The sequence below is a fragment of the Hydrocarboniphaga sp. FW305-C-57 genome, from assembly GCF_058783045.1.
Genome location: NZ_JBYSYG010000018.1, coordinates 80,380 through 95,808 on the forward strand (window position 1 = coordinate 80,380; position 15,429 = coordinate 95,808).

11 protein-coding genes are annotated in these 15,429 nt (G+C 62.1%); 7 read left to right on the forward strand and 4 right to left on the reverse strand.

The features are described 5' to 3' along the window. Positions 1-73 precede the first annotated feature (73 nt). Positions 74-1,096, forward strand: coding sequence for an AraC family transcriptional regulator (locus AC3WUM_RS23895; RefSeq protein ID WP_492413647.1), 1,023 nt, complete (start codon positions 74-76; stop codon positions 1,094-1,096). A 21-nt stretch (positions 1,097-1,117) separates the two neighbouring features. Here the strand turns inward: AC3WUM_RS23895 and AC3WUM_RS23900 are convergent, their stop codons facing one another. Beyond that, complete coding sequence (locus tag AC3WUM_RS23900; protein ID WP_492413649.1) at positions 1,118-1,561, reverse strand: hypothetical protein; 444 nt, start codon at positions 1,559-1,561, stop codon at positions 1,118-1,120. Positions 1,562-1,853: 292 nt separating this feature from the next. On the opposite strand from AC3WUM_RS23900, the gene AC3WUM_RS23905 reads away from it, so the two are divergent. From AC3WUM_RS23905 to AC3WUM_RS23915, 3 genes are all read left to right on the forward strand, one after another. Next, on the forward strand, positions 1,854-3,470 hold the full coding sequence (locus AC3WUM_RS23905; protein WP_492413651.1) for a fatty acid--CoA ligase: 1,617 nt from the start codon (positions 1,854-1,856) through the stop codon (positions 3,468-3,470). Between the two features lie 278 nt (positions 3,471-3,748). Then, complete coding sequence (gene choxAB, locus AC3WUM_RS23910; protein ID WP_492413652.1) at positions 3,749-5,392, forward strand: cholesterol oxidase; 1,644 nt, start codon at positions 3,749-3,751, stop codon at positions 5,390-5,392. Between the two features lie 211 nt (positions 5,393-5,603). After that, entirely contained in the window at positions 5,604-8,258 is a 2,655-nt protein-coding gene (locus AC3WUM_RS23915; RefSeq protein WP_492413653.1) for a LuxR C-terminal-related transcriptional regulator, read from the forward strand. 10 nt (positions 8,259-8,268) lie between these two features. Here the strand turns inward: AC3WUM_RS23915 and AC3WUM_RS23920 are convergent, their stop codons facing one another. Continuing rightward, complete coding sequence (locus AC3WUM_RS23920; protein WP_492413655.1) at positions 8,269-9,282, reverse strand: AraC family transcriptional regulator ligand-binding domain-containing protein; 1,014 nt, start codon at positions 9,280-9,282, stop codon at positions 8,269-8,271. Positions 9,283-9,398: 116 nt separating this feature from the next. Between AC3WUM_RS23920 and AC3WUM_RS23925 the strand changes: the two genes are divergently transcribed. The 3 genes from AC3WUM_RS23925 to AC3WUM_RS23935 are packed head-to-tail and all read left to right on the forward strand — an operon-like array spanning position 9,399 to position 12,713. Further along, positions 9,399-10,880 carry a flavin-containing monooxygenase gene (locus AC3WUM_RS23925; protein ID WP_492413656.1) on the forward strand — a complete coding sequence of 494 codons (1,482 nt, stop codon included), beginning with the start codon at positions 9,399-9,401 and terminating at the stop codon, positions 10,878-10,880. After that, a complete protein-coding gene (locus tag AC3WUM_RS23930) occupies positions 10,870-11,643 on the forward strand; it encodes an alpha/beta hydrolase (RefSeq protein WP_492413658.1) in 774 nt (257 codons plus the stop codon). The genes AC3WUM_RS23925 and AC3WUM_RS23930 overlap by 11 nt, the downstream gene beginning before the upstream one ends. Beyond that, positions 11,613-12,713 carry a 3-hydroxyacyl-CoA dehydrogenase gene (locus tag AC3WUM_RS23935; RefSeq protein ID WP_492413660.1) on the forward strand — a complete coding sequence of 367 codons (1,101 nt, stop codon included), beginning with the start codon at positions 11,613-11,615 and terminating at the stop codon, positions 12,711-12,713. The genes AC3WUM_RS23930 and AC3WUM_RS23935 overlap by 31 nt, the downstream gene beginning before the upstream one ends. Positions 12,714-12,799: 86 nt before the next feature. On the opposite strand, the gene AC3WUM_RS23940 is transcribed toward AC3WUM_RS23935, so the two are convergent. After that, positions 12,800-14,296 carry an efflux transporter outer membrane subunit gene (locus AC3WUM_RS23940; RefSeq protein WP_492413662.1) on the reverse strand — a complete coding sequence of 499 codons (1,497 nt, stop codon included), beginning with the start codon at positions 14,294-14,296 and terminating at the stop codon, positions 12,800-12,802. A gap of 15 nt (positions 14,297-14,311) precedes the next feature. Continuing rightward, entirely contained in the window at positions 14,312-15,427 is a 1,116-nt protein-coding gene (locus AC3WUM_RS23945; protein ID WP_492413664.1) for an ABC transporter permease, read from the reverse strand. Between the last annotated feature and the right edge of the window lie 2 nt (positions 15,428-15,429).

Below are 15,429 nucleotides of genomic sequence, written 5' to 3' on the forward strand. Positions count from 1 at the left end.
ACATGCCCTATTTCGCTCTTGTCAAATTCAGCCAACCTATGGTCATAATGCGCCAGTCACGGAGGAGAAACCGATGGCCAAATCAAAAGACGTTCGTGTTCCGGCGCGTTACTACCTTCGACTCGATGATGTGTTGCGACCGCAAGGCGTCGACATTCTGAGCATTGCCTCCAGCGTCGGGCTTTCGCCTGAAAAACTGCAAGAACCCGATGCCTTGTTGCCGTTCTCAACCGTGGAGCGTTTGGTTAGTGCGGCGCTGAAAGAAAGCGGGCGAACCGATCTGGGTCTCGAGCTCGGCAGACTGTTGTCGGTCAGCGCTCACAGCATCGTTGGTTTCGGAATGTTGAGTTGTGCTGATGTCGGACAAGCGATTCGTTTCGTGTCGCGATATTTCCGGCTCGTAATGCCAACGTTCCAGCTGCGATATACGTTGACGCCGGAACATGCGGAGCTGCATTTCACGCCGACCACGGCGATGGGCCATGAGTGCCTGCTGTTTCACCTCGAACTGATTGGCTCCGCAGCACTGCGGAACTTGCACGAAATGTTCGCGGGCGCGCGGCCGCCGTGTCGGCTGCAGATTTCGATGCCGCCGCCGCCGCATGTCGCGCGCTACTCCGAGCTCAAGGACGTGCGTACGAGCTTTGGTTCGGAATGGGGATTCGGTACGCGCTTGCGGTTCGCCACCGGCCTGACGGCGCATCCGCTGATGATGTTCGACCCCAATTCGTTCAAGGTCGCCGATGAGCGTTGTCGCGCCCTCGTCGATCAGGTGGTGGGGGTTCGTCAGTTCGGCGAGTGGATCGCGATGACGCTGCGCGAAGTCGGCGACGGCTTGCCGACACTACCGGAAATAGCGGGCATGCTGAACATGTCCGCACGCAGTCTCAACCGCTATTTGGAGCGAGAGGGGACGAGCTTTCGTGAAATCGCGGGACGCGTGAATCACGAGCTTGCCTGCGAGCGTTTGGCTACTACGGACATGAGCGTCACTGAAATCGCCTACTCGCTCGGATTCAACGACACGTCCAATTTCACCCGAGCCTTTCGCAGCCGTGAAGGCTGCAGTCCGGGTGTCTATCGCGCTCGCGTCTGAAGCGAGTGTCTCGACGGATTGTTAGTGTCGGCGAAGCGATCTTGGCCGACGATTGCCGGGCTTGATCAGACGCGCCACGGCCGAGGCGTAGACCGTGCCCAGACGATCCTTGAGCAGCATATCGACGTACACGTCTTGCGATCCTGCCGACAAGCTCTTCGCATCGATCTTGAACGCGCCTCGCAAGGTCTCGATCGCCAACGGCACTGTGAGTTTGACCTCAAGCATGCGCAGTGGATGTTCGAAGCCGCCCTCGATATTGGCGAGGTAACTGCCGACCGCCTCGAGTAGCGCGAGCAGCTGATCCGAGCGCATCGGGGTATTGCATGCGCAGTCGAAGCGCATCGGTCCGGGCCTCTTCGTTGCCAAGCTCGCGCCGAGAATGGCTGCTGGGCTGGTCCCCAACCGACTTTGAATCCACGATGCCGCGCTCGAACACACGAGCTGCTGCGCGTCAGCTTCCAACACACGATTCTCCAGCAATGAGGTTGACTTCCGAATGCCGGCCCACATCAACGGGTTTCGAACGGCTGGTGTGTTTGGCAGGATTCGGATCGCTATCCTTGCAGGCCGGGTGCGCGAATGAACCTATCAAATTGTCGGTGCAGTGCTGCGTCGAAGCCTTTCCAATCATTTCCCAACTTTCGGTTGGTGAAGGGTGGCTCAACGATCTGTAGCCTGCAGACGCGCTGCGGCGCGTCATCGAACGTCGCCGCCAGCGCCACTCTATAGATCAACGACGAGACCTCCCAGACCAATGAGCACTCGCGCTCCAGCCGCAAACGCCTACGCCTTTCCACTGACGATCCGTCAGCTCTGGAATGCGCCGCTCGTGCATTCGCCGGATCAGGTGATCGTGTATCGCGATCAGGTCCGCTATACCTACCGTGGATTGCGCGAGCGTGTGGGTCGGCTCGCGAGCCTGCTGCAAGAACTCAGCGTCCAGTTCGGCGACACCGTGGCGATGATGGATTGGGACAGCCATCGCTACCTCGAAAGTTTCTATGCGGTGCCGATGATGGGCGCCGTGCTGCAAACGGTGAATGTTCGCCTGTCGCCGGATCAGGTTCTCTACACCCTGAATCACGCGCGTCCGAAAGTGCTGTTGGTGAACTCGGATTTCGCGCCCATGTTGAACGAGATTCGTGGACGACTGGAGAGCGTGCAACGCGTCGTCTGGATCAGCGACGACGGGGTGCCAGCGCCATCCGATACCGCAGGTGACTACGAAGTCCTGATGGCGGATAGCGATCCGAACTTCGAATTCGAAGACTTCGACGAGAACACTGTCGCCACGACGTTCTACACCACCGGTACCACGGGACTGCCGAAGGGCGTGTTCTTTACGCATCGCCAGCTGGTCTTGCACACGCTGGTTACGATGGCAGCAATCTCCAGTCCTGCGAGTGGGCAGCGCTTCCACACGGGCGATGTCTACATGCCGCTGACACCGATGTTTCACGTCCACGCCTGGGGCATGCCGTATGTCGCCTTGCAGATGGGCGTGAAGCAGGTGTATCCGGGGCGCTACATTCCAGATGCCTTGGTGAAGTCGATTCAGAAAGAGCGCGTGACGTTCTCGCACTGCGTGCCGACGGTGCTGCAAATGGTGCTCACCGCCGCAGCGGCCCGCTCCGTGGATCTTCGCGGATGGAAGGTGGTGATCGGCGGATCGGCGCTCTCCGAGGCCCTGGCTGGCAAGGCCGTGTCGTTGGGCATCGATATCTTCGCGGGCTACGGTATGTCGGAGACGTGCCCGATCCTCACGCTCGCGCAGATTCGCCCGCGGCATGACGGATTGCGCGAAGCCGAAGAACTGTCATTGCGGTGTCGCGCTGGTGCGCCGGTTCCGTTGGTCGATCTGCGCACGGTGGATAGCGGCTTCAAGGACGTCACCAGCGGCGGTGAAATCGTGGTGCGCGCGCCGTGGCTTACGCAGGGCTATGCCGGCAACGAATCGGCATCCGAAGCGCTGTGGCAAGGCGGTTACTTACACACGGCCGATATCGGTGCCTTGACGGGCGGCTATCTGAAAATCACGGATCGCATCAAGGACGTCATCAAAACCGGCGGCGAATGGGTGTCGTCGCTGGAGGTCGAAGACTTGCTGTCGCGTCACGACAGCGTCGCCGAAGTGGCGGTCATTGGGGTGCCGGATACCCAGTGGGGAGAGCGGCCGGTGGCTCTGATCGTTCCGCGCACCGCCGGTGTGCTCAACGAATCCGAACTGCGCGATTTTCTGATGAACTTCGTCGTGCAGGGACTGATTTCGCGTTACGCGATTCCGTCGAAGTTTCAGCTCGTCGACGCGCTCGAAAAGACCAGCGTCGGCAAGCTCGACAAGAAGGTGCTGCGCACTCGTTTCGCTTCGTAACGTCGGTGATCCAACGCCTCGAACGTGCAAAGGGGCGTTGGATCCGGCTGCCCGCAGGTTGGGAAAAGCTCGCCGCCTGAGTGCGGGACTTCCGAACTATTGATAGGTGCGCCGCAGCGCGCTGCGCGCGAGCATTTTTCGCATCTTCCAGCCGCCAGGCCCGACAGAGAAGAACGCATCGGAGGATGCGATGAGTGGCCGCTCGCGTTCTCGACGAGCGACAGCCCACCCGCGCTGTATCGCGCACTGGCAGGCCATCACCTTGTTGGGTTACGGGTATGACGACCGTGTTGCCGCCTGCAGAATCCGAGATGGGCGCGGAATTCGATTTCGACTACGTGGTCATCGGATCTGGTTTCGGCGGTAGCGTGTCGGCCCTGCGCTTGAGCGAGAAGGGCTATCGCGTCGCGGTGATGGAGATGGGCAGCCGGTGGTCACCCGAGACGCTGCCGAAAACCAACTGGAACCTGCGTCGCTTCTTGTGGGCTCCCTTCGCGGGCCTGCGCGGCTTCCTGAGCCTGCGCCTGTTCAAGCACGTCATGATCCTGCACGGCAACGCCGTCGGCGGCGGCTCGATCACTTACGCCCAGACGCTGCTGGTGCCGCCGGATCGCGTGTGGTCGGAAGGCTCCTGGGCCGACCTGGACCAATGGACTGATGTCATGCCAGGGCACTACGACACGGCCAAACGCATGCTGGGGGTAACGCGCAACCCCTTGCTGGGCCCAGGTGACCTGCGGCTTCGCCAGATGGCGGATGTGGTCGGCGTGGGCGACACCTTCTATGCCACCGACGTAGGCGTCTTTTTCGGGCCGCCTGGCGCTGAGCCTGGCAGCGTGCACCCCGACCCCTATTTCGGCGGCAAGGGACCCGAACGACGGGCCTGCATGGGCTGTGGCGGCTGCATGGTCGGCTGTCGGCATGGAGCGAAGAACACCCTCGACCAGAACTATCTGTACCTCGCGGAGCGCCTGGGAGCGCGCGTGTTCGCCGAAACCCGCGTGACCGATGTCCACCCCTTGGGCCTGTCGAGCGATGGCCGCGAGGGCTACGCCGTCCACGTCCGTCCCACGTATGGCAGCTCGGCCGGCGCAAGGCGCTATACCGCGCGGAATGTGGTGTTTTCGGCTTCCTCCTTGGGAACTCAGGAACTGTTGCTCCGTCTGCGAGAGGACGGCTCATTACCGAACATTTCGGAGCAGCTCGGCCGAAAGGTGCGCACCAACGCCGAGTCGATCCTGACGATCCGCTATCCCGGATCCAAGCACGATCTGTCCAAGGGCATCGCGATCGGCTCGGGCATCTACATCGACGAGCACACGCATATCGAGGCGGTTCGCTACCCCGCCGGCTCCGACATGATGGGCAGCCTGTTCACCGTGTTGACCCACGGCAAGCCCGGCTGGTCACGGCCCTTGTCCTGGGTGGTGGCGATGATCGCGCTGCTGCTGCGTCACCCGCTCAAGGCCCTGCGTTTCCTGTTGCCGTTCGGCTTCGCGATGCAGACCGTCATTCTGCTGTGCATGCAGACCATCGACGGCCACATCAACATGAAACTCCGGCGCCGCTGGTACTGGCCATTCTCGCGCACGCTGGTCAGTGAAGGCGATCGCATCCCGACCTTCATTCCCGAAGCCAATCGCTTCGCGGAGGTAGCCGCCAAAGCCACAGGCGGCATCGGCGGCAGTTCCTTCTTTGAAATCTTCTTCAACGTGCCGATGACGGCGCATTGCATGGGCGGTTGCGCGATGGGGCGGTCGGCTCACGATGGCGTCATCGATGCTCAGAATCGCGTGTTCAATTATCAGAATCTCTACGTCGTGGACGGCTCGATGATCGCCGCCAATCTCGGGGTCAATCCGAGCCTCACCATCACGGCACTGGCGGAGCGCGCGATGTCCTTCATTCCCCCAAAGCCCTGACACCGCATCACCAAGGCGCGGCGATGCGCCCGCGGACGACGTCCCGGGCATCAGATCGGTGGCGTGTTTTGACCAGAGGTTGGCGCAAAATAACCAGTTGAGTCCGGACGGGCGCTGCATCCTGCCTGCACTTCGACATCCGCATCGGCGCTGCGCTCCACCGCGTCGCCGGGCCGAATCGCCCGCTCAATGAGGATTGAAGCGGCGTTCGTTGATCGATGTCCTGCAGGCACTGCCACTGGCCCACGACATGGACACCCCATCGCCCCGGAAACTGCTGGGTGAATTGCCCGATTCAACCCGCCCCTTCCTGCTGCGTCGCGATCGACTGCTGAGAGCCGATCGCGGGCTGCCGTTGTTCGTCGTCGAGGGACCTGCGGGATTCGGCAAGACGGTACTCGCCGAACTCTGGCTCGAGCGCCAGCAATCGCTGCAGGCCACTGTCGGCTGGATCGGCCTGACGCGCGAAGCCTGCGAACCCGCGGCCTTCATACAGCAGCTTTGGCGCGGGATCGGCAGCGATACGAGCGTGCTGTCGGAGCGGCAGATCGGAACGCTGGCGGGCCGCCGCCAACTGTTTGGCGTGATCGCCTCGCATTTCGGAGAGTCGCAGGGTCCTCAGTCGCTGGTCCTCGACGATGCACACTGGCTGGCGGATGCCGACGCGGAATCACGAGCCTATTTCCGCGAACTGCTGCAGCTGGCTTCATTGCGCAAACGGCTTTGCATCACCACTGCCGTGGAGTCCGCGCGTCTGGGTCTGAATCCGTATGCAGCCGACGGGCGTCTCAGCTGGATCGGGGCACCGCAACTGGCGTTCACGCGCGCCGAGTCGGACGCTTTCGTGCGAGTGTGCGGTCACGATGCGTCCGCGAGCTCGTTGGACTGGATTTACCGAATGACCGAGGGCTGGCCGGTGCTGACGCAGATCGCACTGGCCACCCCGATCGATCCCAAGGTCACTCGACTCGATGCGGTGCCGAGCATCAGCGCGATACGCTGCTACATCCATCAACGGATCATTTCCGAGCTCAGCGTCTCGGAGCGCGACGTTCTCTGGATGCTGTGCTGCCTGGGCCGCGCCCCAATTTCCCTGCTGGGCTCACTCGAGCCCGGTGCGCAGGCGGTCGATGATGCCTTGCGGCATTTTCGGCAGCTGCGATTGATCCAGGACTTCGAGCACGGCGAGCGCTCGATGATCGGCTTGCATCCGTTGATTCGTAGTGCCGCGGCCACCCTGCTGACGCCGGATCGCCAGACCGCCCGAGACATCGCAGTCGCAGCGGCGAGCGACTGGTACTGGCGTCACGGCTGGAACATCGAATCGACGCAGGTACTGCTCGAATCTGGTTTTGGCGATACCCCGCCCGTGGTGCGCGATCGACTCGTGCAAATCGGTCCTGCACTGATCTTTCGTGACGCCCAGCACCTGTCCGCAATCAAGCTGGCGGATCGATGGGAACGGCGCAATGGCACCACCGATGCAGCCATCGACGATCTGATGAGTTGGGCCTTGATCTTCCGCCGCGAGGCATCGGCCGCACGCGCTCGCTTGCAGCGCATCGAAGCCGCGCAGCTGTCGACCACGCTTCATCGCAGCGTGTTGCACGCGCTTGAGGACGATTTTTCGAGTGCGAACGCGCTGGTGAGCGAATGGATCAAGCAGAACGGTGAATGCCGCAGCTACCTGATGGGCGTCGCGAAAACCGTACAGGCATTCAGTGAGCGGTGTACGGATCGATTCGATCTTGCGCATCTGGCGTTGCAAGACGCGACGGAGTTGTTCGGCGAGTCGCAGTCGACCTATGCGATGGCCTGGGTCCAGGTCGTGGGTGCTGTAACCGATTTGCAGGCCGGTCACTATCGATCGGCGTTGGCGCGTGTCGAGCGCGGCTTGTTGGAGTGCTCGATGCAACCGACATTCCGGCCCGTGCGCGCGATCCTGCGATCGATCGAAGCCTTCCTGCGCTACGAACGCAATGAAGTCTCGAAGTTGCGCGAGATACTTTCCGAAGCGCTGCCGGCCTTAGCGGATCAAGGTGTGGTCGATGCGCTGGTGCTGGGCTACACCGCTGCCGCCCGCGAGCGCGCGGACGCACTCGATATCGGCACTGCGCTCGACATCCTGGCGGAGGGCGAGCAGATCAGTCTGCATCAGCACTACCCACGTCTGATGCTGGCGCTGCGCACCGAGCGTGGACTGCTGCTGCTACGCAGCGGCGCACCTACGCAAGCGCAGGCGATCGCCGATGCCCTGCCCGCCCCAACCGAAGCGAACCTCGGCCATCTGTTGTTCTGGGTCAGGCTGCTGATCGGTAACGGCGATTGGGCGGCTGCCCATCGCATGAATGCGCAAGCACTCCTCGCGTCGCGCCAGCGTGGGCGGTTCGCCAGACTCTGTGAAGCGCTGACCTTGCAAGCCATTATCGAAGAGCAGAATGGACACCCGAAGCTCGCGATGACAGCGCTCAGCGAAGCGCTTGAAATTGGACATGTGGAGGGCTATGTGCGGCTATTCATCGATGAAGGCAGCGCCGTGCAGTCGCTCATCGAGCGATTCCTCGCGCTGCCCAATGCGGCACGCAGTCGGCCGGCGGATTTCCTGGCAAGAAAACTATTCGCTCAAACCCGTCAAACGAGCGAGAAAGTCCGCGAGTCTCGCACCACCGTCTCGCTCAACAAACGCGAACGACAGATCATCGCCTTGCTCAACGAAGGTCTGAGCAACACCCAGTTGGCGGAGCGCTGCTTTATTTCGCAAGGCACGGTGAAATGGTACTTGCACCATCTGTTCGAGAAGTTCGGCGTAGGCAACCGCACGTCCTTGCTGCGGGCGGTTCGCGAGGCCGGAATGTCGTTGTCGTGAATCGGCTGACTTAGTCCGGAAGTCCTTGGCGCCGGATCTGGGACGGCGAGCGGCCGAACCAACGCTCGCAACACCGATACAACACCGATTGATCGGCCATGCCGAGAATGTCGGCGATGTGCGCCAGCGGAATCTTCGATTCCACGAGCCAGCGACTGGCCTGCTCGCGGCGGACCGCGTCGAGAATTTGGGAGAACTGTCGATCTTCAGCCTCCAAGCGGCGCTGCAGGGTGCGAGGATGCAAACCGAGCAGCTTGGCAACGACATCACGTCGACCGCGTGTGCTGGAAAGCGCACGTTGCAGGATGTCTTCCACCTGTTCGCTGACGGATTGGTTTCCCGGACGAAAGACAAGCCGCAAATAGTCGAGGCTGAGCTGATGCAGACTCGATTCGCCACCCACCAGTTCGTTGTCCAGAAACGCGCTCGGCACGGTGATCTGTGCGTGAGGCTCGCCGAAGGACACGGGCCGCTCGAACACCTGTTGGTAACGCTTCGCGGAGGCGACGGGCTGATGCGGTAGCGCCACATCGAGCGAAAGCGGTTGAGCCTTCGGGAGCCAGACCAGGAAATGATAGAGGTCGGCCATGCACTGATCGGTGACCTGGCGACGCGGCAACCAGCTCGGCGTGATCAGGCTCAGGCGCAGACTGGTATGGGCTTTCTTCGGCGAGTCCGCATGGATGCTCATCCGAATGCCGGTGCTATGCGAGTGCAAATAGCGACTCAGCACCGCCATCGCATCGCCGATGGTCGACGCATTCTGCATCGCGATCGCCAGTGGGCCGAGGATGCCGATGTCCTGACGTTCCGCGATGCGCAGCCCGAGATCTCCGCATCCAGTCCGTTCGCTGGCCAATTCGAGTAGCTGGCAGATCGCCGGTAGCGAGATGCGCAGCTCTTCGTCGGACAAGGCGGTACGTGGAATTCCGACTTCATCTAACAGTGCTTCGATGCCCACGCCGAGTTCGCGCAGCAGCTCGGCGGTGCCGCGCATACCTGCGGCTCGTACGAAGGTCGTCATGTCTCCAATTACAAAGTTCTTGTCTTCAGAAGACAAGAGCGGGCCATCGAATCCTCGCATGCTGGTCACACATAAAAGCTGTCCGAACAAGGTGAGGAGTGCGCGTGGGAAAGCCTTTGGATGTCGTGATCATCGGGGCCGGCGTATCCGGCATTGGAATGGCGAGTCGCTTGAGCGTGGAGGCCCCGGATCACCGTTTCGTGATCCTGGAACGGCGTCAGCGCGCCGGCGGAACCTGGGATCTGTTCCGCTATCCCGGCGTGCGTTCCGACTCGGACATGTTTACGTACGGCTTTCAGTTTCGACCGTGGTCCAACTGTCGCACGTTGGCCGATGGCGGCAGCATTCGCGACTACGTGGATGAAACCGCTCGTCACTTCGGCGTCGCCGAACAGATCGAATACGGCATGCACTGCACGGCTGCGGAATGGGACAGCCAGCGCCAGTTGTGGACGATCACGGCGACACATGAATCGAGCGGCGAAACGCGGCAGTGGACTGCCCGTTTCGTGGTCAGCGGCCAAGGCTACTATCGTTACGATCAAGGCTATCGCCCACGGTTTACCAACGAGCAGGCCTTTAAGGGCCAGATCGTACATCCGCAGCATTGGCCCGAGGACCTGGACTGCACGGGCAAGCAGGTTGTCGTGATCGGTAGCGGCGCCACGGCAGTGACGGTGGTGCCGGCGGTCGCGCAGCACGCGGCGCGCGTCACCATGCTGCAGCGGTCGCCGACGTATATCTTCTCGTTGCCGAGCTGGGATCGCATGACCGAGGTGCTAGGCAAGGTCTTGCCGGCCGAGCGCTGTTACGCGATTGCGCGCCGACGCAATCTGTTCATTTGGCGCACCACCTACAAGCTCTGCCAGCGCTATCCGAAGGCGATGCGACGCTTCTTCGTTGGCCAAGCCAAGCGCCACATCGGCGATCGCTTCCGCATGGAAGATTTCAACCCGAGTTACGAGCCTTGGGATCAACGTCTGTGTGCCGTGCCGGATGCGGACTTGTTCAAGTCGATTGCCGCCGGTAAGGCCGATGTCGTGACCGACGGCATCGTGCGCTTCACCACCAACGGCCTCGAGCTTCGGTCCGGCCGACACCTTGACGCCGACATCGTGGTGACGGCCACCGGCTTGGAGCTGCAGATGTTCGGCGGCATGCAAATCCGCGTCGACGGTGCGCCCTACGATGTCTCGAAGAAGATGATCTACAAGGGCGTGTTGCTCCAGGACCTTCCAAACTTCGCGTGGATTCTCGGCTACGTGAATTTGTCTTGGACGATGAAGGCCGACATGTCGAGCCTGTATCTGTGCCGACTGTTCAAGCACATGAAGCAACACAACCAGGCGGTGGTGATTCCCCGCGATCACGACAATGCCGCACTCGAGGAAAGCGTTCTTGATGCGCTCAGCGCCGGCTATATCGAACGCGCCAAGCATCTGCTGCCGCGGCAAGGGCGCGATGCTCCCTGGTGTGTTCACCACAACTACGAAGAAGATCATCAGATGATGATGCAAACTCCGATCGAGGACGCACGTCTCGAGATGGGTTCGCCGAAATCGCCGCGCCAAAGCAAGGTCACGCGCCATGCCGCGTAACAAGCAGCCGAAAATCCTGCTGATCCACGGCGCCTGGCACGGTGCCTGGTATTGGGAGAAGCTGTTCGCGCCGCGCCTGCGCGAGCTGGGTCATCGGGTCGAAACGATGGATTTGCCGGGGCACGGTCAAGCGGGCTCGAAGCGCATTCCGTGGTACAGCGTGCGCGACTACGCCAACGCCGTCGAGAAGGTCATTGCAAGCAGCGATCGTCCGGTGGTTCTGGTCGGGCATTCGATGGGTGGCCTGGTCACGCAGAAGATCATGGAGCGCCGACTACCCCAACTTGCGGGAGCGGCTCTGGTGGCCTCGGTTCCGCCGGCCGGAACGCGCGACGCGGTGCTGCGCATCTTCGCCAAGCATCCGCTGCGTCTGCTGCGCGCCGCGCTGACGTTCGACTTGTTCCAGTTGGTTCGAACGCCCGCGATCGCGCACTCGCTGTTCTACACCGCCGACTTTCCGCGGCAGGCGGTAGCCGAGAACTGGAAGCTAGTGCAGAGCGAGTCCTATCGCGCCTTTCTCGACATGTTGGCCTTGGATCTTCCGGACCCCAAGCGGGTCGATCCTCGATTGCCGAAGTGGATCGTTGGCGGCGAACTGGACGTGATCTTCCCACCGGCTGCGGTTGCCGCAACCGCAAGGGCCTACGGCGTCTCCGCGCACATCTATCCGGCGATGGCGCACAGTCTTCCGCTCGATACGGGTTGGGAACGCGTCGCCGACGACCTGTCGGCGTGGGTCAAATCACTGCCCGGATTCGCATAACGATCGATCAAACCGCGGTGGACGCGATTACGCCGGTGCGCACCGCGCTCAAAACAGAACAATGCATGTGGATGACAAGGGCCGAAGGCCCGCGTGAGGAGAAGATCAGCATGGAAACGATTCGACATCTGACGGTTGCAGGCTCGGGCGTGCTCGGGGGGCAGATCGCTTGGCACAGCGCCTACAAAAGCAAAATCGTGGTGGTGTACGACATCAGCGATGCGGCGATTGCACACTGCCGACAGATGCACGCGCACTACGCCGCGATCTACAAAAACGAGGTCGGCGCATCGGACACCGATATCGAGGCCACGGTGGCTCGGTTGCGGTACTCCACGGACCTGGCCGATGCGGTGGTCGCCGCCGATCTGGTGATCGAGGCCGTGCCGGAAGTGCCTGAGATCAAGGATCGTTTCTACCGCGAGTTGGCGCCGCTGTTGCCGGCCCACACCGTGATCGCCACCAATAGTTCGACCTTGCTGGCGGGCGATTTCGCGGAGGCCACTGGCCGACCCGATCAGTTCTGTTCGCTGCACTATGCGAACTTGATCTGGTCAATGAACCTCGTCGAGATCATGGCGCATCGCACCACCAGCGATGCGACACTGACGCTGGCCACGCGCTTCGTCATCGAAACCGGCATGGTGCCGATCGCGGTACAGAAGGAGCAGAACGGCTACTTGCTGAATACCTGGCTGGTATCGCTGCTGAACTCCGCACAGACGCTGGTCACCAATGGAGTCGGCACGTTCGAGGATGTCGATCGCACGTTTCTGAAAGTGGCCTTGGGCGCCAAAGTCGGGCCCTTCGGCATCATCGACGTGGTGGGCACCAACACGGTGATGAACATCTTGCGCCATTGGGGCAGCGTCAATCAGGACGAACAGATGCTACGCAATGCGGCCTACGTGCAACGCCACTTGGTCGACCAGGGACGCAGTGGCATCGGGGTGGGTGCGGGCTATTACGACTATCCGTCGCCGTCGTATCAGCAGCCTGGCTTTCTGGATGTGCCGGACATCAGTGCGGTGGCCTCGATCGTCGAACGCGTGCGACCGGATCGGGGATGACGTCGATGGGATTGCGTGGGGCCATGGCATGAAGCACGACCGCCACGCCGCGCTGGTATGGGGATGGTAGCGCGATCCAGCTGGGCTTATGAGGCGGACGGCAGGTTGCCGATCGCCTTGTTGATGGTCACGTAGCGAGTCTGCAGGCGCCCCTGGCTGCTCGCCAAGTCCTGCTGCGCCAGCAGGTAGCTGCGCTGGCTGTCGAGAACCGCAAGATAGTCGGTGGTGCCCGCTTGGTAGTAGGTTTGCGCCAGCTCGTAGGCGTGAGCGGCGCTGCCGACTTTGGCTTCGAGTTGCTGGGCCTGCTGCTGCTCGGCGACGTATGCGCTCAAGGCATCATCGATTTCCTGCCAGCACTTGAGTACGGTCTGCTGGTAGTTGACGGCGGCCTCCTGTTGTTCGAGTTCGCGCAGCTGCACCACACTCTTTCGGCGGCCGTGATCGAACAGCGGCAGATCCAGGCTCGGCCCGACCGACCAGGCGCGACTACCCCAGGCCGTCAGCTCGCTGCCGGTGTAGGACTCGTATCCAAACTGGGCGCCGATGCGCACGCTCGGATACAACTGCGCCTGCGCGATCCCGATGCTGGCGGTGGCGCGGTGCAGGCGCGCTTCGGCGGCGCGGAGGTCGGGACGTCGCAGGGCGACTTCGGAAGGCAGCCCCAGCCGCAGGTCCGGCAACGCCGTCGCCGTTGCTTCGGTCGCCGCCGAGAGCTCGGGTCGCAGTGCGCCGGGCGGTTCGCCGAGCAGCAGGCTGATCTGGTTGAGACTGGCGCCTTCTTGCGCGAGTTTTCCGGGCAACTGCGCGCGCAGGCCCGCCAGTTCCGCATCCTGCCGATCGAGATCGAAGTGGGTGCCCAGGCCGCCCTTCACGCGCGCCGTCATCAGCTGCTGGCGCTCTTCCAACGCGGCGATTTCGCTGCGCAACAGCTGGATCTGCCGCTGAATCGTGCGGAGCTCGAAATAGTTGCGAGCGACATCGCTTGCGATCGTCAGTCTGGCGAGAGCCAGCAGCGCCGATTGCTCGGCGATATCGGCATCGGCCGCCTCGATGGATCGCCCGATGCGGCCCCAGAGGTCGAGTTCCCACGAGGCGTCGAAGCCCGCTTGATACAGATCGAACGGCTCGCTGAGCAGTCGGGCCAGATCGTCGCGATTGCCGCCGACGACATCGAACAGGCGGGTGCTGGCCCCGTTCTCGCTCTGGCGCTGACGCGTGGCGCTCCCGCTGGCACTGATCTCAGGAGTTCTTTGTGCGGTGACCGTGATGCGCTGCACGCGCGCTTGCGCAAAACGCAGCGCCGCCGTGCGCACATCCGGGCTGCTGTCGAAGGCCCTGGCTTCGAGGCGGTCGAGCGTCGCGTCGCCGATCGCTTGCCACCAGCGAACGGGTATCGTCTGGGTGGCTTCGAGCGGCAGGCGCAGCGAGACATCCGCACTGCCCCAGCTGCGCCAATCCTCGGGCGCGACGGTCGCGACTTTGACGACATCGGGTCCAGCCGCACAGCCGATCAATCCCAGCGCCAGCAGGCAGGATCCGGCCGCTTTCCAGCGAAGTAAACACTCAACAATCAGGCAGGACATCGGGAAACCCCATGCTCATGAGAGGCGGTTGCGGAATAGCCACGCCGCCAATGGCAGGGTGAGCGCGGCCAGGATCAGCAGCGGAATGAATTCGAGTGCGACATCGCCCAGTCCCGCGCCTTCGAGATAGACGCGTCGCACAATGCTCATGCCGAAGCGCAGCGGATTGACGTAGGTGGCCAGCTGCAACAGCTCGGGCATGTTGTGCACGGGCGTCATCAGGCCGGACAGCAGCATCAGTGGCATGATCAGAAAGAAGGTGTAGAGCATCGCCTGCTGCATGCTCAGCGAGAGCGCCGAGATCGACAGCCCGACGCCAACCGCCGCGATCGTGAACGTGATGAGCCCCAGATAGAGCAGGCCCACCGATCCGTTCATGGGGATCTGAAACCAAAAGCGGATGATCAGAAAAATGACGCTCGATTGCGCCAGGCCGATCAGGATCGCGGGTAGTGCTTTGCCGATCAGGATTTGCATCGGCGTGAGCGGGGTGACCAACAACTGATCGAAGGTGCCCTGCTCGCGTTCTCGCGCAACCGATAGCGCCGCGAGCAACAAGGTTTGGAGCATGCTGAGCGCGGCGATCAGGCCCGGCATCATGTTCCAGCGCGATTCCAAATTGGGGTTGTACCAGGCCCGCCGTTCGATGCGAATTCCGCGCGTGGTGCGGCCTTGTGCGCGATTGAAATCGGAGACGATCGCGGTGACGTAGGCGGCGGCCGATCCAGCCGTCGATGAGTTGCGTCCGTCGAGGATCACCTGCAGCGGCGCGCTCTGCCCGGTACTCAGCCGTGGCTGAAAATCGGACGGAATGCTGATCACGAGCAGGGCTTTTTCCGCATCGATCACGTCGGCAATTTGCGAGGTGGACTCGAGTAGGGCAGCGCGCTCGAAGACGCCGGTGCCATCCAGGCGGGCCAGCAGATCCAGCGAAGCGGCGCTGTGGCTTTGATCGAGCACGGCGTAGGGAACGTGCTTCAAATCGTAGGTCGCGCCATAGCCGAACAGCAGGGACTGCATCAGGGCGGGCAGCAGCAGCAACGAGCGACTGGTCGGCTCTTTGACGATCGCCAGGATTTCTTTGCGGACCAGCGCGAGGATCTGCGCGACGGCGGTGAGTAAGGGCGTCATCG

What these genes read in the sequence shown, in the direction of transcription:
- AC3WUM_RS23895 (WP_492413647.1), top strand. Translation starts at nt 74, where the DNA reads ATGGCCAAATCAAAAGACGTTCGTGTTCCGGCGCGTTACTACCTTCGA.
- AC3WUM_RS23905 (WP_492413651.1), top strand. Translation starts at nt 1,854, where the DNA reads ATGAGCACTCGCGCTCCAGCCGCAAACGCCTACGCCTTTCCACTGACG.
- choxAB (WP_492413652.1), top strand. Translation starts at nt 3,749, where the DNA reads ATGACGACCGTGTTGCCGCCTGCAGAATCCGAGATGGGCGCGGAATTC.
- AC3WUM_RS23920 (WP_492413655.1), bottom strand. Translation starts at nt 9,282, where the DNA reads ATGACGACCTTCGTACGAGCCGCAGGTATGCGCGGCACCGCCGAGCTG.
- AC3WUM_RS23930 (WP_492413658.1), top strand. Translation starts at nt 10,870, where the DNA reads ATGCCGCGTAACAAGCAGCCGAAAATCCTGCTGATCCACGGCGCCTGG.
- AC3WUM_RS23940 (WP_492413662.1), bottom strand. Translation starts at nt 14,296, where the DNA reads ATGTCCTGCCTGATTGTTGAGTGTTTACTTCGCTGGAAAGCGGCCGGA.
- AC3WUM_RS23945 (WP_492413664.1), bottom strand. Translation starts at nt 15,427, where the DNA reads ATGACGCCCTTACTCACCGCCGTCGCGCAGATCCTCGCGCTGGTCCGC.